We start from the raw sequence: 19,860 nt of genomic DNA on the forward strand, positions 1-19,860 counted from the left end.
AGGTGCTCTATAGCACCTCTGGAGGAAAAGCATATGGTAAATGACGCATTCGCCCAGGCTGATGAGCGTTGGTTGACGCTGATGCGCTCGGCTCGCCAGTGGCTTGATGGTCCGTTGGGCCAGTTAATGATTGAGGAAGAGGAGCGCCTGCTTTCCGAGGAGCTGAAGCGCCACTTTGGAGGTTATTTAGTCCACTATGGCCCCTCCTTGAAGATCCCGCCAGGCGCAGACCAGTTACGTCATGGTGTGCGTCTTGGGCCGCCGTTGCCAGGTGTCGATATCGCCTGCGAAGAAGGTGCCTGGCCGCTGGGTGAAAATGCAGCAGATGTGGTGTTGCTCCAGCACGGTCTGGATTTCTGTCTTTCACCCCATCGCTTGTTGAGAGAGGCTGCCCTTAGCGTAAGGCCCGGTGGGCATCTGCTGATTCTTGGTATCAACCCTTGGAGTACCTGGGGAGTCAGGCATTATTTTGCCCGCGACGCGTTTCGCAAGGCCCGTTGTATTGGTGCCAGCCGTGTAGCTGATTGGTTGGCATTGCTGGGATTCGCGTTGGAGAAACGTCGGTTCGGGTGTTATCGTCCGCCGCTTTCTTCGCCGGTTTGGCAGAATCGTTTGTCTTGGTTGGAGCGCAATCGGGAAGGCGAGCCCTCGCCAGGTGCAGGCTTCTATTTATTGTCGGCTCGCAAGCTGATGGTCGGGCTTCGTCCCTTGCCACAGACCCGCCGTGAACCCCGTGGAAAGCTGATTCCCATGCCGGTTGCCAAGGTGAGCCGTCGCGAAACGAGCGGAACGAATGAGTGACATCGTAGAGATCTACACGGACGGTGCCTGCAAAGGAAATCCTGGCCCTGGCGGTTGGGGTGCCTTGCTGGTCTACAAGGGCAACGAGCGGGAATTGTGGGGCGGGGAGGCCGTTACGACCAACAATCGAATGGAGCTGATGGCCGCCATCCGCGCGCTTGAAGCGCTCAAACGTTCATGTCACGTACGAATCGTGACAGATTCCGAATACGTGATGCGTGGTATCACAGAGTGGTTGCGTGGCTGGAAGGCTCGCGGCTGGAAAACCGCTGCCAAACAGCCGGTCAAGAATGCCGATTTGTGGCAAGCCCTCGATGCCCAGGTGGCTCGACATGAAGTCGAGTGGGAGTGGGTAAGAGGACATACCGGGCATCACGGTAACGAGCGGGCTGACCAGCTGGCTAATCGTGGTGTTGATGAAATCCGTGCCCTGCGGACAGTGTGATAGGTGACTTTAGATGCGTAGCGTAGTACTCGATACGGAAACAACCGGTATGCCCGTTACCGACGGGCACCGAATCATCGAGATTGGTGGTGTTGAGGTTATTGGTCGTCGACTGACGGGCCGGCATTTTCATGTCTACCTCAATCCTGATCGCGAGATTGACGAAGGTGCTATCGCCGTTCACGGTATCACCAGTGAGTTCCTGGCGGACAAACCGCGCTTTCGTGACATTGCAGAAGAATTCTTTGAGTTTATCAAAGGCGCTGAGCTGATCATTCATAACGCCGCGTTCGACATCGGCTTTATTAATAACGAGTTTCGTCTGCTAGGTGATCGACCTGAGTGGGCAGAGATTACAGATCATTGCACGGTACTCGATACCCTCATGATGGCGCGTGGGCGTCATCCAGGTCAGCGCAATAGCCTGGATGCGCTGTGCAAGCGTTATGGAGTGGATAACTCGAACCGCGAGCTGCACGGCGCCTTGTTGGACTCTGAGATCCTGGCCGATGTTTATCTGGCCATGACCGGCGGGCAAACCTCCCTGTCCCTTGCTGGGCAGGGGCAGGAAGGTGATGGAAATGACAGCGGTATCAGCCCGATTCGCCGTCTGCCAGCGGACCGTGCCAGGACACGAGTCATCACGGCAAGTGCGGCTGATTTGGCCGATCACGCTGCGCGTCTGGCTGCCATTGAGAAGTCTGCAGGCGCCCCAGCGTTATGGGCTCAGATGGAAGAGCAAACTACCCAGCATTAACCTCTTTTACACCTTGGCAGTTTAGGCGAACTGCCAAGGTTGTTTCCCTATCGCTATGCCTTTCCAGCTGAACAGTTCCTGTCAAAATGTCACGCAGACGCTCGGAAACGCCTGTTTGGCACATCAGTGCAAATATTTCGAATTATCAACTGAACCGTATTGCTTTATGATGTGACTAAAGTCGCAGTATGAGTAGCGGCATATCGCTATCAAGGCAAGGCGGCTTTTGATTGTCCGCTACCCCGTTTTCGAGAATCGTTCCAGCTTGGAAGAGGAGCAGATGGAAGAATTCAGCGCGTTCCGTCTTGAGCGTGTCGACAAGGTCGCTCATGTGATTATCAATCGACCCGAAAAGATCAATGCCATGAACGCTGAGTTCTGGCAGGAGATACGCAGTCTCTTTCATTGGGCCGATCAGGAGCGTTCAGTACGGGCCGTTGTGCTGTCAGGTGCAGGTCCTCATTTTTCTTCCGGTATAGACCTTTCGTTACTTGGCGAGACCGCCGGTCAGCTAGGACGTGACGTAGGCCGCAATTCGGAGTTATTACGCTCCAAGATTCTTGAACTTCAATCGTCTTTCAACGCAGTCGATCAGTGTCGCAAGCCGGTTCTGGCTGCTATCCAGGGATATTGCCTGGGTGGCGCTGTTGACCTGATAGCCGCATGCGACATGCGTTATGCCACAGCCGGAGCTCAATTTGCCTTGAAGGAAATTGATCTAGGCATGGTGGCTGACCTGGGCTCATTGCAACGCCTGCCTCATCTGATCGGTGAAGGCATGCTGCGAGAGCTGGCTTACACAGGGCGATCTTTCAGTGGTGAGGAAGCGTATTCCATGGGGCTGGTCAACCGTATCTATGCAACGGCTGAGCAGATGATGGAAGACGTATTTTCATTGGCGCATACCATCGCTGCCAAATCACCGCTGGCTATACGCGGTACTAAGACGATGATTGGTTATATGCGTGATCATCGGGTAGATGAGGGGTTGGATTACATCGCCACATGGAATGCGGCAATGCTGCAATCAACCGATTTGCGTATCGCATTGGCGGCGCAAATGAGCAGGCAAACTCCGGAGTTTCCGGACTGATGGCAAGCGGATGTAGCGCAGGAGGCGTTTGACGGTATGGTTACCGGAGCGAGAGCACTGAGTCTGGTGCGCGACGAATTGTTCGCGACCATCGATCAGGCTGAACAGAATTTAGAGCGTTTCATTATGGAGCGGCACTGCAGTAGTCTGCTCCAGCGTGCCGTCGAGTGCATTCATCAGATTCGCGGCGCCCTGTCCCTTATTGAGCTGGCTGGAGCCGAGCTGCTCGCCCACGAAACATTTGAGCTGGTGACTGACATTCCGGCAGGTGCTGGCGCAGAACGTGACGACCATTTGATGGCGCTCTGTCACGCCCTGCATGTATTGCGTCGTTACCTTGAGCAGTTCCGCAGCCGTTATGAAGAAATGCCGGAGCTGTTACTGCCTGCTATTAACGAGTTGCGTCGCGTGACGGGGCAACCCGCGTTACCTGAATGCTATTTTTTCACGGTCCGGCTGGATCTGCCGCGTAACCCTGTCTCACGTACTGATGACTTGTCTCTCAACGAGCAGCGCGGTCTGACGCGTCGCATGCGGCAAATGTATCAGATTGGCTTGCTGGGCCTGCTTAAGGAGCAGAACCCCAAGGCGAGCCTCAACTTGATGGAGCGTGCACTGACGCGCCTCGACCATCTTTTATGTGATCAAGCGGGAGCAAGGCTGTGTTGGGTCGGTGCGGCTGCCATTGAAGCTTTTCGAGAGGGCGACCTGCTACTTCACCGGACCCGGAAGCAGCTGTTTTCACGTCTTGACCGTGAGCTCCGTCAGCTGTTGACGGTACCGGAGTACGAACCGCCTCGTAGTATCCTGAAGGATCTCCTGTACCTTATCGCCTTGTCAGAAAGCTCGGGTGCCCGCGCTGAAGAGCTGCGAGAAGCGTTCTCCATCGATACGCTGCCTTATACCGACGCGATGCTCGACAGAGAATATCGCAGGCTGACAGGACCAAGCCAGGCGGTTATGCAATCGCTTTCGCAAGCGATTCATGAAGAGTTGGCAACCGTTAAGGAACTGCTGGATCTTGTGGAGCGGCGTGTGGCTGAGCCTGATGCATATGCCCGACTCTATATCCAGCTGGGTATTCTGGCGAAGACATTGATCATGGTAGGACAGCCTTCTGCGGGTCAAGCCCTGCAAGCACATTTGCCCGTGCTGAATCAGTGGGCCAAAGCCGGAGCGGTAGAGCAGGTACAGCTCGACAATCTTGCCGATGCCATCCTTTATGTGGAAAGCTTGGTTTCCTGTTTTGAGCACGAAACCGACAAGGAAACCTGCCCAGTACCCGCGTCGCCAGGGCAGGAGGGCGAGTCGTTTGGCAACCACCTGTTGAACGAGGCCCAGATGCTGCTGCTGGCTGAAGCCAAGACGGGGCTTTCCAATGCCAAACAATCCATTTCGGCGTATCTGGACGCTAGGGGTGAAGCCATACACTTGGCCAATGTCCCTGCAACGCTGCATAACGTGAGAGGTGCTCTGTTGTTTCTGGAGCATGCCCGTGCGGCGGAGCTGACTGGTATCTGCGCCCAGTATATTCAGGCGCATATGGTGAATAATTTGAACATGCCGACTGCTTCGCTACTCGAAGTACTGGCGGATGCATTGAGCAGCATCGAGTTCTTCCTTGAAAGCGGTGCAATGGCGTCCCGTTCTGGGCAGCCCGATATCCTCGAGCTGGCTACAGAGAGTGTAAGTGCCCTAGGGTGGAGGCCTGTTGCCGCAGCATGAGTCATTGGGAGCCGGGTTGCCTGGACCTGTCAGGCAGTGTTGATAGTTTGATCATTGTCCATAGTCCGATGGGTTTTCTGACCCGAGAAGACAATGTTCTGTTTTCTCAGAGTTCTCCGTTTTTAAAAGAGCTGACAACATCCGGTATCTACGGCTTGGGCTATTTCGATGGCCAGGCTGTTGCCCTGTATGAAGTCGTGTCTGCTCCCGAGCTTGAGGGTCATGAGTGGCAGCCTCTTCGCCCGTTGATGCTCAAGGCCGAGCATGCCGTCTTCAAGATGTTGGGTTATGCCGCACAGATTGGCACCTGGGCCAATGACCATCGTTACTGTGGCCGCTGCGCTACGCCTACTGTGATCATCAAGGGGCAGCGCGGGCTTAATTGTCCTGCCTGCGGGCTGACCCAGTATCCGCGCTTGTCGCCCAGTATCATTGTGCTGATTACTCGGGGTGATGAAGTCTTACTGGCACGTTCTCCACGCTTTGCACCGGGCGTTTACAGTACCTTGGCGGGGTTTGTAGAGCCAGGTGAGACCATCGAGGCGTGCGTGGCGCGTGAGGTCAAGGAAGAGGTAGCCGTCGACGTCAAGAACCTGCACTACCTGGGAAGTCAGAGCTGGCCCTTTCCTCACTCATTAATGCTGGGCTTCCATGCCGAGTATGCTGGCGGAGATATTGTTTGCCAGCCGGAGGAAATCGAAGATGCCCAATGGTTCAAGCTGGATAATCTGCCCCAGCTGCCAGCCAAACAGTCCATTGCCCGTTTCCTCATAGAGCTTTATATCGCACGCAGGCTAGGCATGCCCGAACCAGTGTTGCCAGACTAAACGCGCCGTCAGTGCCAGTACGACCAGAATAAACAGGGGGCGTATGAATTTTGCGCCTCCGGCTATGGCTGTATGGGCGCCCAGGTAGGCGCCAAACATCAGCGAAATACCCATGGTCAGTCCAAGCATCCAGACCACTTGGCCAAGGCAGATAAACACCGCCAGGGCTACGCCATTGCTGACGAAATTCATCGTGCGCGCTACGCCGCTGGCCCTGACGAGATCGATCCGGTAGAGAATGAGTGTGCTGATCGTCCAGAAAGCGCCCGTGCCTGGTCCGATCAAACCATCGTAAAACCCCAGTCCCAACCCTTGTGGCCATTGCCGCTTCCGAGGGATCTGAGCATCAGCATCCAGCGGAGCCTCAGGCAGCCGACCAAACAGCAGGTAGATACCGCATCCGAATACGGCGAGCGGAAGTAGCCGGTCCAGCCAATGTGCAGGAAGATAATGTGCGCCAATTGCACCGACGGCTGCGCCCAGTGCGGTAGCGCTCAGGGCATTTTTCCATTTGAGAGGCGTAAACAGTTTCTTGCGATAGAACGTATAGGCTGCCGTTGCGCTGCCAAAGGTCGAACTCAGCTTGTTCGTACCCAGTACCAAGTGAGGAGGCACGCCAGCAAGGAGCAGGGCGGGAACCGTTAGCAGGCCGCCTCCGCCAGCAATGGCATCGATGAAGCCTGCAAGAAAGGCAACGGCCGCGAGGATAATAAGTGTGATGGGTTCAAGCGCAAAATCATAAGGCATAACTACAGCTCGACAAGACCGCTATCCCGGCGGGGCGGGCCGTATAGTGCCTAATAATGGAGGGGTTAGAAAGCCCAGGCGGTTATGCCAAGAGGCCACCGTCGACGTTTAGGATCGTACCGGTGGTATAGCTTGACGCATCACTGGCAAGGTATAGCGCTGCGCCAGCCATCTCGTCCGGTTGTGCGACACGCTTGAGCGGAATCTGCTGAAGCGCCAGATTGAGGATGGAGGGGTTATTGACCAATGCTGATGCAAAGCGTGTATCGGTAAGGCCGGGAAGCAAGGCGTTGCAGCGGATGCCAAAACTGGCGCATTCCTTGGCAAAGACTTTGGTGAGGTTGATAACCGCCGCCTTTGTGATGGAGTAAACACCCTGCATGAGGCCCGGCGAAACGCCGTTGACCGAGGCTATGTTAATAATGCTTCCGCCCGTGCCGGCTTGGCGCATCAATTTGCCCGCCTCGATGGACATGAACAGATATCCGCGGATATTGACATCAACCGTCTTTTGAAATGCCTCGGCGTCCGTGTCGAGAATATGCCCGAACTGCGGATTGATAGCGGCATTGTTAACCAGGATATCTAAAGAGCCAAAGCGCTCACCGATGTGGATAAACGTCTGCCTGATTTGATCAAGGTCCCCGATATGGCAGGGTATGACGGTTGCCTGACCGCCAGCTTGGTTAATCGCGTCTGCAACCGATTGGCAGCCGTCGGCCTTGCGGCTGGATACGATGACATGAGCACCCTGCGCAGCGAGCAAATGGGCGATAGCAGCACCTATGCCGCGGCTTGCGCCAGAGACAAATGCTGTCTTGCCGGTAAGATCGAACGCTGCGCTCATGTCATTTCTCCGCTATAAAAAAGCCGGAGCATGCTCCGGCTTTCACGTGCTTAGTTAGGGAACAATTCGCTGAGCTTCATGGCCAGCATCATGTTGCCTTCGGCGCGAACCTTGCCAGCCATGAAGGCCTGCATGCCATCCGTTTCGCCAGAAACGATGCCTTTGAGCGTGTCGGTAGTCATGATGAGCGTGCAATCCGGCTCGTCAGCATTGCCTGCCTTGACGTCGCAAGTCTGATCTTTCACAACCAGGTGATAATTCTCACCATCTTCGATGTCAAACTGATAAGTGAGATCCAGGCCGGCGGCCGCATCAGGATTGAACTTGCTTTTCAGGTTTTCGATGATGTCAGCACTGCTCATATGCGGAATCCTTAGGGGTCGTACGTGAATGCGGACGCGTCCGCGGTTAGCCCAGCCGCTCATCAGCGGCAATGAATCGAGAGTAGGGTGGCTAGTGTTCGCTGTCAATGGAAAATCATACGGTTGTTTGAATACGCTATAGTTGCCTGGGTGTCCCGCTGGCTGGCAAGCGTAGCCATGAGTATGCTTAGTGGATCAAGAGTCGTGGATGAGCGGAAGGCTTGTCGACAGTAAGGAGAGCATGTGGATTTTTTTGCGGATTACGCCAGTTTTCTAATTAAGACCGTTACGGTTGTCATTGCCATCATGGCGGTGCTGATTTTTATCGCTGCCCTACGCAGTAAAGGCAAGCGTGCCACGGGAGGACACCTTGAAGTCCAGAAACTGAATGATTTCTACAAATCGCTAAGGCTCCGCTTGCAGCAGAGCGTCCTTGACAAGGAACGCTTCAAGACGATGCGCAAGGAGGAGGCGAAAGCAGAAAAGGCCAATCGCAAGAAAGGGGCTGCCAAGAGCCACGTCTATGTGCTGAATTTCGATGGCGACATCAAGGCGTCTGCCACTGAGCAACTGCGCCATGAGGTGACGGCCGTATTAACGATGGCAACTTCCAAGGATGAAGTGGTTGTTCGTCTGGAGAGCGGTGGAGGCATGGTGCATGGCTATGGGCTGGCAGCCTCGCAACTGGCACGCATCCGTCAGGCAGGTGTTCCGTTGACGATCTGTGTCGACAAAGTTGCTGCCAGTGGCGGATACATGATGGCCTGTATCGGTGACCGCATCCTGAGTGCGCCATTCGCCATTCTGGGCTCGATCGGTGTTGTTGCCCAGCTACCCAACGTGCACAAGCTGCTGAAAAAGCACGATGTCGATTATGAGGTTCTTACGGCTGGCGAATACAAGCGCACCTTGACGGTATTCGGTGAAAATACGGAAAAAGGGCGCGAGAAATTCCAGGAAGACCTAGAGAAAACCCATGAACTCTTCAAGAGCTTCGTGAATCGGTATCGCCCGCAACTGATCATGGATGAGGTGGCCACAGGAGAGGTATGGCTCGGTGAATCGGCATTGGGTAAGCGTCTGGTTGATGAACTCAAGACCAGTGACGAGTACCTGTGCGAGCGAGCCAAAGTGGCAGAGCTTTTCCAGGTTCGCTTTATTGAAAGAAAGACATTGCCTGAGCGCGTAGGTCTGTTTGCCAGCGCCACTGTCGACCGACTGGTTACGACATGGTGGGGTAGATTCACTCAGCATCGCCCCTGGCAGTAATGCCCAGGTTTTCAGGCATCACGATTAGGAGAAGGTAGATGGATACTTTCAAGGCGCTCTGGATTACGGAAGGCCCTCATGGGGCATTCCAGCAAGAGGTCATCCAGCGCCGTATCGATGAACTGCCCGCTGGCGAGGTGCTGATCAAGGTCTGTTATTCCTCGCTCAATTACAAGGATGCCCTGTCGGCGATTGGTAATCGCGGTGTTACACGGCGTTATCCTCATACCCCTGGTATCGATGCGGCCGGTATCGTGGTCGAATCTCAGTCGGATGAGTTTAAAGAAGGCGACGAGGTCATCGTGACGGGGTATGACCTTGGCATGGATACGCCGGGAGGCTTCGGGCAATACATTCGTGTTCCTGCTGCCTGGGTGATCAAGCGGCCTGAGGCTTTGTCGCTACGTGAGGCCATGACGCTGGGTACAGCAGGCCTGACGGCTGGGTTGTGTATCGACAAGCTTGAGCATGCAGGCCTGGTACCGGAAGCGGGTACTGTTCTGGTAACGGGTGCTTGTGGTGGTGTTGGAAGCCTTGCCATCAAGTTGTTGAGCAAGCTGGGCTATCGAGTAGCGGCTTCCACAGGCAAGCTGGAGCAGGCCGAGTTTCTCCATCACCTTGGCGCACAACAGATCCTGGATCGTGCCACGGTATTAGATGGTATTGAAAAGCCGCTTTTAAAAGAGCAATGGGCCGGCGCGGTAGACACCGTGGGCGGTGACATCCTGTTCAATATCGTGAAGTCCCTGAGCTATGGCGCAAGCGTTGCCAGCTGCGGCCTGACGGCTGGCAGTGGTTTCAAGGCATCGGTCTTTCCGTTCATTCTGCGTGGTGTCAATCTACTGGGGGTAGACTCGGTAGAGTTGCCCCTATCTGTAAAAGCAGCCATGTGGGAAAAGCTTTCGGCAGAGTGGAGGCTGGAGGGGCTGGATGAAATCACACGAGAAGTACCGCTTGATGATCTGCCAGGCACTATCAATCAGATGTTGGCAGGTAAAATGATCGGACGGGCACTCGTCAATCTTCAATGAATACATAGCCTATAAAAAAAGCCCCGCTAATATGGGGCTTTTTTCATCAGGCCAAGCGTCGCCGGAAAAGCGGTTGGGGCTGATCTACACCGCTCTGGTAGGCAACCGTGAAATCGTCCAGGCCTGCCAGGGCTGCTTCTGGATCACGATCTGCACGGATCACATAGGCATCAAAGCCACAACGCTGCATGAAAAAGAGCTGGTCCTGGAGCACATCGCCAATGGCGCGAAGCTCTCCCTTGTAACCAAAACGCTCCCGCAGCAGACGCGCGTAGCTGAAGCCGCGACCGTCAGTAAAGGCCGGAAAATTAATGGCGATTACCTGAAAATGCTCCAGGGAATCAGCAATGCTTTCCGGCTCTTCATCGCTATCCAGCCAAACGCCCAGCCCGCCGTCGCGTGTCGTCAAGGCATGACCATGCTCAAGCCAGAGCGCAGCGGGAATGATGACGTTATCGCTGTTGGGAATTTCCTCGAAGGTGGTTTCCTTTGGCAGCAGGTGCCAGTTATCGGTAACGACCTCACGTCCCTTAATGATTCTTTGCATAGACGCGCTCCTTGAAGGGGTCGATGCCAATACGGCGGTAGGTATCGATGAAACGCTCATCTTCGGTGCGCTGATCGACGTAAACATTGATGATCTTCTCGATCACATCCGGCATTTCGTCCTGAGCAAAGGAGGGGCCCAGGATCTTTGCCAGACTGGCATCACGACCGGCATAGCCGCCGAGCGACACCTGGTAGAACTCTTCGCCTTTCTTGTCTACGCCCAGAATACCGATATGGCCTACATGGTGATGCCCGCAGGCGTTCATGCAGCCGGAGATGTTCAGGTCGATATCACCGATATCGAACAGATAGTCCAGATCATCGAAGCGGCGCTGGATCGACTCGGCCACCGGAATGGACTTGGCATTCGCCAGCGAACAGAAATCGCCGCCTGGGCAGCAGATCATATCCGTTAAAAGGCCCACATTTGGTGTCGCAAAACCATTCTCGCGCAGTTCGTTCCACAGCGTGAACAACTGATCCTGACGGACATCAGCCAGGATGATGTTTTGCGTATGGGACGTACGAAGCTCGCCAAAGCTGTAGCGGTCCGCCAGTTCGGCAGCGGTATCGAGCTGCTTGTCAGTGATATCGCCAGGCGCTGTGCCGGTGGGCTTGAGAGATAGCGTTACCGCTACGTAGCCCGGCTTCTTGTGCGGGAAGGTGTTGCGGCTTCTCCAGCGGGCAAAGCCCGGATTCTCGGCGTCCAGCTTAGTCAAGGCCTCGCTTTGGTTTTCGAGCGCTTCATAAGCCGGATCAACAAAGAACTTGGACACGCGCTCGACTTCTGCTTCGATCAGGGTGCTAGGGCCGTCTTTAAGATGCGCCCATTCCGCTTCGACCTTCTCGGCAAAAGCTTCTTCACCCAGCGCCTTCACCAGGATCTTGATGCGTGCCTTGAACTTGTTATCCCGACGACCATAACGGTTATAGACGCGCAGGATCGCTTCCAGATAGGTCAGTAGATGCTGCCAGGGCAGGAAGTCCTTGGTGAACGCACCTACGTAAGGCGTACGGCCTTGTCCGCCACCTACCAACACGCGGAAGCCAAGCTCGCCCGCTTCGTTCTTGACTGCCTCAAGACCAATGTCATGAACCTCGATGGCGGCACGGTCCATCTTGGCGCCGTTCACGGCAATCTTGAACTTGCGTGGCAGGTGGGCGAATTCGGGATGGAAGGTCGACCACTGGCGGATGATCTCACACCAGGGACGTGGGTCGACTAGCTCGTCCGCCGCTACACCGGCGAACTGGTCGGTTGTTGTGTTACGAATACAGTTGCCACTGGTCTGGATGGCATGCATCTGCACAGTAGCCAGCTCGGCCAGAATATCCGGAATCTCTTCAAGCTCAGGCCAGTTGAACTGAAAGTTCTGGCGCGTACTGACATGGGCATACCCTTTGTCGTAGTCGCGAGCGATCTGCGCCAGTTTGCGTACTTGCTTGGTGTTGAGCAGGCCATACGGTACCGCGATACGCAGCATGGGGGCGTAGCGCTGGATATACAGGCCGTTTTGCAGGCGGAGTGGGCGATACTCTTCGCCTGAAAGCTCACCAGCCAGATAACGGCGGGTCTGATCGCGGAACTGCTTGACGCGTTCCTCGACGATCCTCTGGTCGTATTCGTCGTATACGTACATTAAAAATCCTGCTCAGGCTAAGGCTGTGCGCGCACGACTGCGCGTTCTTATCAGATATGCCCACGATAACAGCACCCGTATATGCTTAAAAGTGATGTTTTTTTATATAAAAATCGATTTGGGCGATAAGGGGTGTTTCAAGCAGGCATGGCAAGGCAGCGCTTGTCCTAGGGTTAAGGGAAGCGCTGTCTTACCAGAGGTGGACTAGTTGAATTGGCTCTTGAACCAGTCCCACACACCAAACGAGAAGTTGGGGAAGATATCGATGTTCAGGGCCGATTTGATCAGATAGAGAATTACCAAGCCAACCGCGACACTAAACAGCAGGAAAACAGCAATCACGAGCGCCTTAGCCATCTGGGACAGCTCATGCTGGCGCCGGGACAGATCACGGCGGTTGCGGCCAACCAGGAACACACAGTAGTACCGCCAGCGCCACAGTTTGAACGTGGCGCGAAGGTCAATCGCATGCTTTCCCCATTGGCGGGCGCCAAACGCAACCTTGAGCGCCTGGAGTTGCTCCTCGGTGAACGACTCTTTCAGGTCGCTGGGCAAGCGCTCCTTCAGGCCTTGAACGAAGGGGTCTTGATGGATATCGATATCCGGCATCGTACAGATCCTTTTTGCGTCTGCCAGGGCAGAGGCCTTTGAGCTAACAGGTTTCCTTCCTGCACAGGACGTGTACAGGCCTATCTCTTCGCACCGGCAGATGAAAAACTTTGCCTTAAACGACTGCTTACAAGGCGCTGTCGTAGTAGGTGTACGTGCCGGTAAGTGCGGCTACGGACTCAACGTAGTGGCTTACATGGGGTGGCATAGCCAGGCCCTTGACCATCGTCAGGTTGCGCAGCGTTGGATAGATCAGTACGTCGTCCCAGCTAAGGGTGTTACCGTTATCTGCCGGTATGGGCAAAACCTTTAGCCCTACAAGCATTTTTTCTGCGCTTTGCTTGTGGAGGGGTATTTCCTCAAGGACCTGCTCAAATGAGCGCTCAATCATCGCTTCCTTGCGCAGCTGAAAATAATCGCGCCCCGATTGGGTTACGAATTCCGGCGGGCTAATCGCAACACTACGCGGAAACAGCAGGCCATTAATGGCGAGAAGTATGCTGTCGATGCATTCAAGAGTGGTGCTGATATCGACTCCGGTGCGTATGACACGCTCTAGGTTGCCCAGCTCATCCAGCTTTCAGGCATTATCAAGACGCTCACCCATGCGGCTGCCATCGTTGAGCTGGAGAATAGGCACCTTTTTGCGCCGATCAGCTCGAAGCAGGTAGCTTCGTCATCATTGGAAAGGTAGATCTTCTCGCGCTCGACCTGCTTGTAATTAGCAACCATATCGGCACGGACGCAGAAGGGGCAATGATCGTATGGCGAGAGTTTCATGGACATCCTTATTGCTGCGAGCCTGTCCGCAGTGAGCAGGCCTCAGGCAAAAGGGTGTCCATGTGTAAAGCGGTACGGTAGTGCCGCCAGGGCGGGGTGGCGCTTAGCGGACCCGCTTGATCAGCCGCTTGCTGTCAACGTTCTGCACGGCGCGCGCTCGAAGTTGCCCGCAACCGCCCTCGATATCCTGACCGGCTGAATTACGGACTTTGGTCAGTACACCACGGCTGTGGAGATAGCGAACGATCTCAACGATACGCTCACTGCGTGGCCGCTGGTAATCATCACTTTCCAGGCTGTTGTAGGGAATCATATTCATAACGGCATACTTGCCCTTGAGTAGGCGCAGGATACCGTCCAGTTCGTCCTGGCTATCATTGATATCGGCCAGGAGCGTCCACTGATACTGGATGGGATAACCCGTCTGACGAGCATAGGCTTCGCCAAGTTCGACCAGTTCTTCCGGATCTATCCGGGGGGCCTTGGGCAGCAGCTGTTGTCTCAGGTCGGCACGGGTCGTGTGAAGCGAGAGCGCCAGGGCTGGACGGACGGTTTGCTGAGGCAGACGCTCAAATACGCGCATGTCCCCCACGGTTGAAAACACCAGGTTCTTGTGGCCGATGCCGCCCTCTGTGCCGAGCAGATCGATCGCTTCCAGTACGTTGTCCAGATTATGGGCCGGCTCGCCCATCCCCATGAAGACCACTTTCTTGACCGACCGGAAACGACGAGCCAGCGCAACCTGGGCCACGATTTCAGCGCTACCCACTTGGCGCAGCAAACCACTCTTGCCCGTCATGCAGAATACACAGCCTACTGCACATCCCACTTGTGTAGAGACGCACAGACCATCCCGAGGCAACAGTACGCTTTCCACCATCTGCCCATCGGCCAGCTCTACGAGCAGGCGCGCCGAGCCATCGGCAGCAGGGTGCTCTGATTTCAATCGAGCAAGCCCGTCAAGTGTGCGGGCAAGCTCAGGCAGCCCTTCACGAACGGTCAGCGGCAGAAAGTTTTCCGTTTGCTGATGCCGTGTCCCGGTGTCGAGTGGCAGGCCTTTCAGCCAGGCGCGACTGACGCGTCCGATGTGCATGGGTTTGGCGCCGAGGTCGGCAAGGCGGTTTTGAACTTCGTGGATGCGCATGAAATAGACTACTGATTCATAAGGCGGAATACGGTTGCTACGGGTAGGTCAGCCTCGCACGCGTAACGTCAGGCCCTTCAGGAAATTTCGTAATAACTGATCGCCACAGGTGCGGTAGTTGCTGTGTCCAAACTTGCGAAACACAGCGTTGAGCTCTGGCTTGGTAATAGTGAAGTCTACGGACTGCAAAATCTGCAAAATGTCTTCTTCCCGGAGTTCGAAAGCTACGCGTAGCTTTTTCATCACCAGGTTGTTCGTAACCGGCAGCTCAAGCGGAGGGGCAGGGCGGCTCTCATCCTTGCCGCGTAGGTGGAAGACCAGACCATCCAGAAAGCTGGCCATCAACTCGTCCGGGCACAGCTCGAACCCTGCCTCATCATCTCGCTTGAGAAAGGCGGTAATGTCATCTGAGTTGACCGTTTTGCCAGCCAGTTTAAAGATATCGGCAACCTTCCGGTCATTGATATCCAACATGTAGCGAACGCTGCGTAATACATCGTTATTGAGCATGCGGGTGATCCTTGGATAAGCGTGAAAGACGTAAAGGGCAGCGCGGTTAGAAGCGCTCCTGAAGTGAAAGGTAGCGCCACTGCCCCAAGGGGAGCTTGCCCATCGAAACGCCGCCTATTCTCAGACGCTTCATGCTGACTACCTTTAGCCCAACGCTTTCACAAAGGCGCTGAATGATTCCAGGTGCGGGATTCTTCATGGCGAAACGCAAGCGTGTCTCGTTCTGCCAGCTGACCTTGCAGGCGGGAAGTGTCTGGCCTTTATGGGTATGACCGCGTTTGAGGCGTTCCAGCCCGTTCTGCGCCATCTCACCGCTGACTTCAACGACATATTCCTGCTCAAGCTTGGCGGCATCTTCAGTCAGTTTGCGCAGCGTCCGCCAGTCCTGGCTATAAACCGCCAACCCTTCCGCGCCGGGTTGTAATGCCAGCCCTGGCTTTAAGCGAGCAAAATGCCCCTTGAGCACCGGTCGCTCGCTTGGGTCTTCCGCCCAGTGCGTTTCACGGCTAAGCAGATGCTTGTCAGCGTCTGGCAGTGAGGTAATACCAGCGGGCTGGTACACCAGAAACGTTACAGGCTCCAGCGGGGTAGCTGAAGCGCCTGGTAGCAATGCCACCGTTTCGGCGTGAATTTGAAATTGCGGCTCGTCGATAACGTTGCCATCGACCGTTACCCAACCCCCTTCGATATACAGCTCAGCCTCACGGCGCGAGCAGCCCAGCAGTTCAATGAGGCGTTTAGAAAGGCGAATGGAGTCAGTCATGAGGAGAGGCAAACGTCAGAAAAGAAGACTAGTTTACCTGGGATGCACGAAAAGGGCGGGACTTATCCGACCCGCCCTGATCTTATGCCGCTATCTGGTAAACGGTTGCCCGTTGATGGTGACGTTCTGTGCAGTCAGACCCTCCACGTGCTCAAGCACACCAATGCCACCTGCCTTCTGGAAATGAACATCCACCAGTCGTAGGTCTTTTATGGGTGCCCGTTCGAAGCCGCGAACCTGAAATACCTGATCGGCACGCTGGCAGACGAGGTTGCGAATCTCGATATCGCGCACCGTTGGGTCGAACTTCCCGGCATCGCCTTCCTCGTAGTGGAAGTCTATGACGATCGCATTCTGGACCTCACCAATGGTGATATCCCGATAGCGAATATGCTCGATTACGCCGCCGCGTATGGAGTTGGTCTTGAAGCGGATACCGCGCTCCAGATCAGGGCTGCTCATGCTGCAATGTTCGACAAAGATGTTTCGTGCGCCGCCCGAGATCTCGCTGCCAATTACGACACCGCCATGGCCTGCCTCCATCTTGCAGTTGGCGATGACAATATTCTCGGCAGGTCGATTGATCCGGCGTCCATCCGCATTACGTCCGGACTTGATGGCAATGCAGTCGTCACCGGTATTGAAGAAGCAATTCTCGATCACTACGTTGCGGCAGGACTCAGGGTCGCAGCCGTCCGAGTTCGGGCCCAGGCTTTCCAGGTGCACGCCGCGCACAGTCACGTTTTCGCACAACACTGGGTTCAAGAGCCAGAAGGGTGCCCGTACGATGCGCACATCCTCGATCAGCACGTTCTCGCATAGGTAAGGCTGCACGAAAGGTGGACGGAAATAGTAGCCTTCGGCATACAGCCGTTGCTCTGGTGGTACGCCAGCCTCCACGTCCTTCATCAACGCTTCGCGACCGGCATCCTGAGAAGGATAGCCCTCCACACCCCACTCCTTGTTGCCTTTCCAGGGCCACCACGTAGTGCGGTCAGCCTGGCCGTCCAGTTCGCCCTTGCCGGTAATGGCAATGTTCTTTTGGCGGTACGCGTAGATCAGCGGCGAATAACCCATCAGCTCCATGCCTTCCCAGCGAGTGAACACCACAGGCAGATAAGCCTTGGGATCGGTAATGAAGCGAATCTTTGCGCCTTCTTCGATATGCAGGTTGATGTTGGACTTGAGGTGGATGGGGCCGGTCAGGTAATCGCCACCGGTTACCAGTACCCGACCACCGCCAGCAGCGGAACAGGCCTGAATAGCGGCGGCAAAAGCCTTGGAGTTATCGGTACGACCATCGCCTACCGCGCCATAGCGGCGGATATCGAAGTCTACGTTTGGAAAGCGGGGGACGGTGGTCTTGCGGCGGATCGCATCGGCCATGGCCCAATCGTTGGTCTGGCCAGAACCGCCTGACCCGAACGACGAGCACCCTTGAAGATTGATTAGCGCGAGGCCAGCAGCCCCTCCTGCCATGGACGCCAGAATACGACGTCGACTAAACATGCTCACTCAGCAATTCCTTATTCGAGTTGTTTGCTTCAGGTGATGCCGCGATACACGGCTCTTCCACTATAGACGCAATCGAAGCGGCGCGAGCCTATAAGGCTACTAAGGTAGGTAGTGAAATGGTGGGGTGGCACGGTTTACCGGGCAAGCCAAGTGAGTGCAAGACCAATCGTACACGTTACTCAGGGAAGAAAGGGTATAGCCAAGCAGGTTTTAACCTCGCTGCACAACATGCTGAAAGTTAAGCGTCGGTAAGGAAAGCGACTCACGCAAAAAGGCAGGGCGCAGGTCTACATCACGAAGGGATGCCCTGGGAAACCATCGAAACTCTAATGATGTTCCAGCCTCAGTGCCGTTATGGGTACGCGACTTATCGAGAAGGGCAGAGTGGCTATGAAGCTGAGCGCGAAAGTACAAGCCGATTTCATGATTTGGCTGGTTTAGGTAATCAAAGAAGTTTTCAACCAAATATAGTAGCTCGCCACAAACGATAGGCTCGTCAAGCTCCTCCATCATTTCGCGAACAAGTGTGGCCTGGGCGTTTTCACCTGGCTCAACCCGGCCTCCAGGTAATGCCCAAAATGAGTCATTCACGCCTCGGTGTAGCAGAATATGGTTGTCGTGTTCCACAACGGCCGCTGCGCGTACATGGAAGCGGTAGCCGTCAATATCGACAGAGATCATGAGTCATTGCCTTTGTCGGGTAAGAGCCGGGCATGGTATCTGGTAAAGGTAGACCGCTCAGGCTTGCCCCAGCTGTTTGGCTGTTTTGGCGACAGGAGCCAAAGTCGTCACCTGCTGATGAGCCTTGAGAATCTTGTTTGCAGCCATCAGGTTCTTGGCTGGAAGAACCAGTCCTGATTCAAAAGGGCTCAACACAAACGTTGTGATCAACGCGGTCATCAGCCCGACCGTACGCGCCTTGGGATCAATGCTGCGGCAGAGCCTGTGAACCCGCACGGTGTAGAACAGCACAGGTGGAAGCGTGACGAGTGTAAGCAGAACTGACGCCTGCATACCGTGCTTTTCCCACTGCAACGTGAAGAACACACACATGACCACAAACCACACAACATGCATTACATAGGTGTGGATCAGGCCGGTACGGGCCTTGGTAAGGTCACGAATAAGCTGATCTTTCGAAGGGGCATCAGCGCTCCTTGTCATCTTGGCTCTCCTGTTGAGGCGGAGCGTTTCCTAGGTGATATAAAGCTTGAGTGAAGGAGAGGGCTTCAACACTTCTTGCCTGAACACGATCTGGAGACGCGCTGCTTACCAAGGTTACGGTATAGGGCGTGGATGACAGATTCTTTAAACGTTAAGCCAGCAAAGCATCTAGCATGCTGCTCTGAGCGCTCCAAGCGATGCGAGTCAAGCTCGCTATCGCGCACAATAGGCCCGTAGAGGCCGATTTACTTCCACAGCGCCCATTCTTACGATGACCCGCTTCGGATATGATGCGCGCCCCTTAACGCTGTACTCAAATCAGGTCATCATGCCCGGCAACGCCCTTTATACCGATCTGTCGGGTTACTACGATCTCATGTGCGCCGATATCAACTATCAGGCGCAAAGCCACTGTGTTCATCGGTTGCATCAGTTATTCGGAAATGGCGGAAGCAGGCATCTCGATCTGGCCTGCGGAACAGGGCCGCATGTTCGGCATTTTATTGATGCTGGCTATCAAAGCGCTGGGCTCGACATCAATCAGCCTATGCTGGATAGAGCATCCATTCGCTGCCCGGAAGCTCAGTTTTCCTTGCAGGACATGTGCAGGTTCACGGTAGAAGAGCCGGTCGACCTCATTACCTGCTTTTTGTATTCCATTCATTACAGCGCAAGTGTTGAAAGGCTGAAGGCCTGTATCGCCAGCGTATATGGCGCATTGGCCGATCATGGCATCTTCTGCTTCAACGCAGTCGACAAGAACACTATCGACAACAACTCATTTGTATCTCATGCCGCAAATCACCCTGACGGCTTATTTAACTTCAGCTCATGCTGGAATTACAGGGGAGAGGGCGAGCGACAATCACTAAAACTTCGCATCGAAAAAACGACAGAGAATGAACGACAGGTATGGCACGACGAACACCCTATGGTGGCTGTAAGTTTTGATGAATTACAGGCGCTATTGCAGCCGTACTTTGAGGTTCATGTTCTGGAACATGATTATGAGAAGATCATCCCTTGGGATAGGGCCTCTGGGAATGCGATTTTTGTTTGTGTAAAGATTTGATGAGAGTGAAAGGGCAATCATCTGTGACATCATTTTTGTCTTGTAGCACAGTAGAGTTGCAGTGACTGCTCTGAGAATAGCGCAGCAGCTTATACCTACGCTTCTTTTTCTAGTATTAACAGATCGAGAACCCCCGGCTTTAGTAGACTCTGAGGTTTTTTCTAAACGAGCAGTCTCAAGCCTTCAAGCGCTCTTGCACTGTACCCTGTT

Annotated in this window: 23 protein-coding genes; 9 read left to right on the plus strand and 14 right to left on the minus strand. The window is 54.7% G+C overall.

Annotation, left to right across the window (positions count from 1 at the left end; all coding sequences use genetic code 11):
• Positions 1-33: 33 nt before the first annotated feature.
• The 6 genes from B3729_RS09105 to nudC all read left to right on the plus strand — a co-directional run bounded on the left by B3729_RS09105 (position 34) and on the right by nudC (position 5,648).
• Complete coding sequence (locus B3729_RS09105) at positions 34-801, plus strand: methyltransferase domain-containing protein (RefSeq protein WP_010794862.1); 768 nt, start codon at positions 34-36, stop codon at positions 799-801.
• On the plus strand, positions 794-1,246 hold the full coding sequence (rnhA, locus tag B3729_RS09110; RefSeq protein ID WP_010794861.1) for a ribonuclease HI: 453 nt from the start codon (positions 794-796) through the stop codon (positions 1,244-1,246). Before B3729_RS09105 ends, rnhA begins: the two co-directional genes overlap by 8 nt.
• Positions 1,247-1,259: 13 nt before the next feature.
• The gene (dnaQ, locus tag B3729_RS09115; RefSeq protein WP_286787663.1) at positions 1,260-2,003 is read left to right on the plus strand and encodes a DNA polymerase III subunit epsilon; all 744 of its coding nucleotides are present in this window, start codon (positions 1,260-1,262) and stop codon (positions 2,001-2,003) included.
• 280 nt (positions 2,004-2,283) lie between these two features.
• Entirely contained in the window at positions 2,284-3,096 is an 813-nt protein-coding gene (locus B3729_RS09120; RefSeq protein WP_074824395.1) for a crotonase/enoyl-CoA hydratase family protein, read from the plus strand.
• Between the two features lie 36 nt (positions 3,097-3,132).
• Entirely contained in the window at positions 3,133-4,821 is a 1,689-nt protein-coding gene (locus B3729_RS09125; RefSeq protein WP_286787664.1) for a ferrous iron transporter B, read from the plus strand.
• On the plus strand, positions 4,818-5,648 hold the full coding sequence (nudC, locus tag B3729_RS09130) for an NAD(+) diphosphatase (protein ID WP_239382847.1): 831 nt from the start codon (positions 4,818-4,820) through the stop codon (positions 5,646-5,648). Before B3729_RS09125 ends, nudC begins: the two co-directional genes overlap by 4 nt.
• On the opposite strand, the gene B3729_RS09135 is transcribed toward nudC, so the two are convergent.
• The 3 genes from B3729_RS09135 to B3729_RS09145 all read right to left on the minus strand — a co-directional run bounded on the left by B3729_RS09135 (position 5,616) and on the right by B3729_RS09145 (position 7,604).
• Entirely contained in the window at positions 5,616-6,395 is a 780-nt protein-coding gene (locus tag B3729_RS09135) for a TSUP family transporter (RefSeq protein WP_010794856.1), read from the minus strand. The two genes, nudC and B3729_RS09135, sit on opposite strands and share 33 nt — an antisense overlap.
• A gap of 82 nt (positions 6,396-6,477) precedes the next feature.
• Entirely contained in the window at positions 6,478-7,242 is a 765-nt protein-coding gene (locus tag B3729_RS09140) for an SDR family oxidoreductase (RefSeq protein ID WP_286787665.1), read from the minus strand.
• Positions 7,243-7,292: 50 nt separating this feature from the next.
• A complete protein-coding gene (locus B3729_RS09145) occupies positions 7,293-7,604 on the minus strand; it encodes an SCP2 sterol-binding domain-containing protein (RefSeq protein ID WP_074823987.1) in 312 nt (103 codons plus the stop codon).
• 243 nt (positions 7,605-7,847) lie between these two features.
• Here B3729_RS09145 and sohB point away from each other — a divergent pair, with 243 nt between their 5' ends.
• The gene (sohB, locus tag B3729_RS09150) at positions 7,848-8,873 is read left to right on the plus strand and encodes a protease SohB (RefSeq protein ID WP_286787666.1); all 1,026 of its coding nucleotides are present in this window, start codon (positions 7,848-7,850) and stop codon (positions 8,871-8,873) included.
• Between the two features lie 38 nt (positions 8,874-8,911).
• Positions 8,912-9,904, plus strand: a complete 993-nt coding sequence (locus tag B3729_RS09155; protein ID WP_197872229.1) for a YhdH/YhfP family quinone oxidoreductase — start codon at positions 8,912-8,914, stop codon at positions 9,902-9,904.
• 46 nt (positions 9,905-9,950) lie between these two features.
• Here the strand turns inward: B3729_RS09155 and B3729_RS09160 are convergent, their stop codons facing one another.
• The 11 genes from B3729_RS09160 to B3729_RS09210 form a co-directional block, all read right to left on the minus strand.
• Complete coding sequence (locus tag B3729_RS09160; protein ID WP_010794851.1) at positions 9,951-10,451, minus strand: DUF934 domain-containing protein; 501 nt, start codon at positions 10,449-10,451, stop codon at positions 9,951-9,953.
• Positions 10,435-12,093 (minus strand): nitrite/sulfite reductase, encoded by a 1,659-nt coding sequence (locus B3729_RS09165; RefSeq protein WP_286787667.1) that lies wholly within the window; start codon positions 12,091-12,093, stop codon positions 10,435-10,437. The genes B3729_RS09160 and B3729_RS09165 overlap by 17 nt, the downstream gene beginning before the upstream one ends.
• Before the next feature lie 204 nt (positions 12,094-12,297).
• Positions 12,298-12,702: a hypothetical protein gene (locus B3729_RS09170; protein WP_010794849.1), complete on the minus strand. Its 405-nt coding sequence runs from the start codon at positions 12,700-12,702 to the stop codon at positions 12,298-12,300.
• Between the two features lie 127 nt (positions 12,703-12,829).
• Positions 12,830-13,279, minus strand: coding sequence for a hypothetical protein (locus B3729_RS09175; RefSeq protein ID WP_349677897.1), 450 nt, complete (start codon positions 13,277-13,279; stop codon positions 12,830-12,832).
• A complete protein-coding gene (locus B3729_RS09180) occupies positions 13,258-13,482 on the minus strand; it encodes a hypothetical protein (RefSeq protein ID WP_010794847.1) in 225 nt (74 codons plus the stop codon). Before B3729_RS09180 ends, B3729_RS09175 begins: the two co-directional genes overlap by 22 nt.
• 103 nt (positions 13,483-13,585) lie before the next feature.
• The gene (locus B3729_RS09185; RefSeq protein ID WP_286787668.1) at positions 13,586-14,626 is read right to left on the minus strand and encodes an RNA methyltransferase; all 1,041 of its coding nucleotides are present in this window, start codon (positions 14,624-14,626) and stop codon (positions 13,586-13,588) included.
• Between the two features lie 48 nt (positions 14,627-14,674).
• On the minus strand, positions 14,675-15,136 hold the full coding sequence (locus B3729_RS09190; RefSeq protein WP_150347094.1) for a DUF1456 family protein: 462 nt from the start codon (positions 15,134-15,136) through the stop codon (positions 14,675-14,677).
• Between the two features lie 46 nt (positions 15,137-15,182).
• The gene (locus B3729_RS09195; protein WP_286787669.1) at positions 15,183-15,899 is read right to left on the minus strand and encodes an rRNA pseudouridine synthase; all 717 of its coding nucleotides are present in this window, start codon (positions 15,897-15,899) and stop codon (positions 15,183-15,185) included.
• A 90-nt stretch (positions 15,900-15,989) separates the two neighbouring features.
• Positions 15,990-17,408, minus strand: a complete 1,419-nt coding sequence (locus B3729_RS09200; RefSeq protein WP_244322602.1) for a glycoside hydrolase family 28 protein — start codon at positions 17,406-17,408, stop codon at positions 15,990-15,992.
• 216 nt (positions 17,409-17,624) lie between these two features.
• Complete coding sequence (locus B3729_RS09205; RefSeq protein WP_150347096.1) at positions 17,625-18,095, minus strand: NUDIX hydrolase; 471 nt, start codon at positions 18,093-18,095, stop codon at positions 17,625-17,627.
• A gap of 57 nt (positions 18,096-18,152) precedes the next feature.
• The gene (locus B3729_RS09210; RefSeq protein WP_074824014.1) at positions 18,153-18,578 is read right to left on the minus strand and encodes a hypothetical protein; all 426 of its coding nucleotides are present in this window, start codon (positions 18,576-18,578) and stop codon (positions 18,153-18,155) included.
• A 328-nt stretch (positions 18,579-18,906) separates the two neighbouring features.
• Here B3729_RS09210 and B3729_RS09215 point away from each other — a divergent pair, with 328 nt between their 5' ends.
• The gene (locus B3729_RS09215; protein ID WP_286787706.1) at positions 18,907-19,650 is read left to right on the plus strand and encodes a class I SAM-dependent DNA methyltransferase; all 744 of its coding nucleotides are present in this window, start codon (positions 18,907-18,909) and stop codon (positions 19,648-19,650) included.
• Positions 19,651-19,860: the final 210 nt, after the last annotated feature.

The sequence above is a fragment of the Pseudomonas sp. UBA3149 genome (genome assembly GCF_002364655.1).
GTDB lineage: Bacteria > Pseudomonadota > Gammaproteobacteria > Pseudomonadales > Pseudomonadaceae > Chryseomonas > Chryseomonas luteola.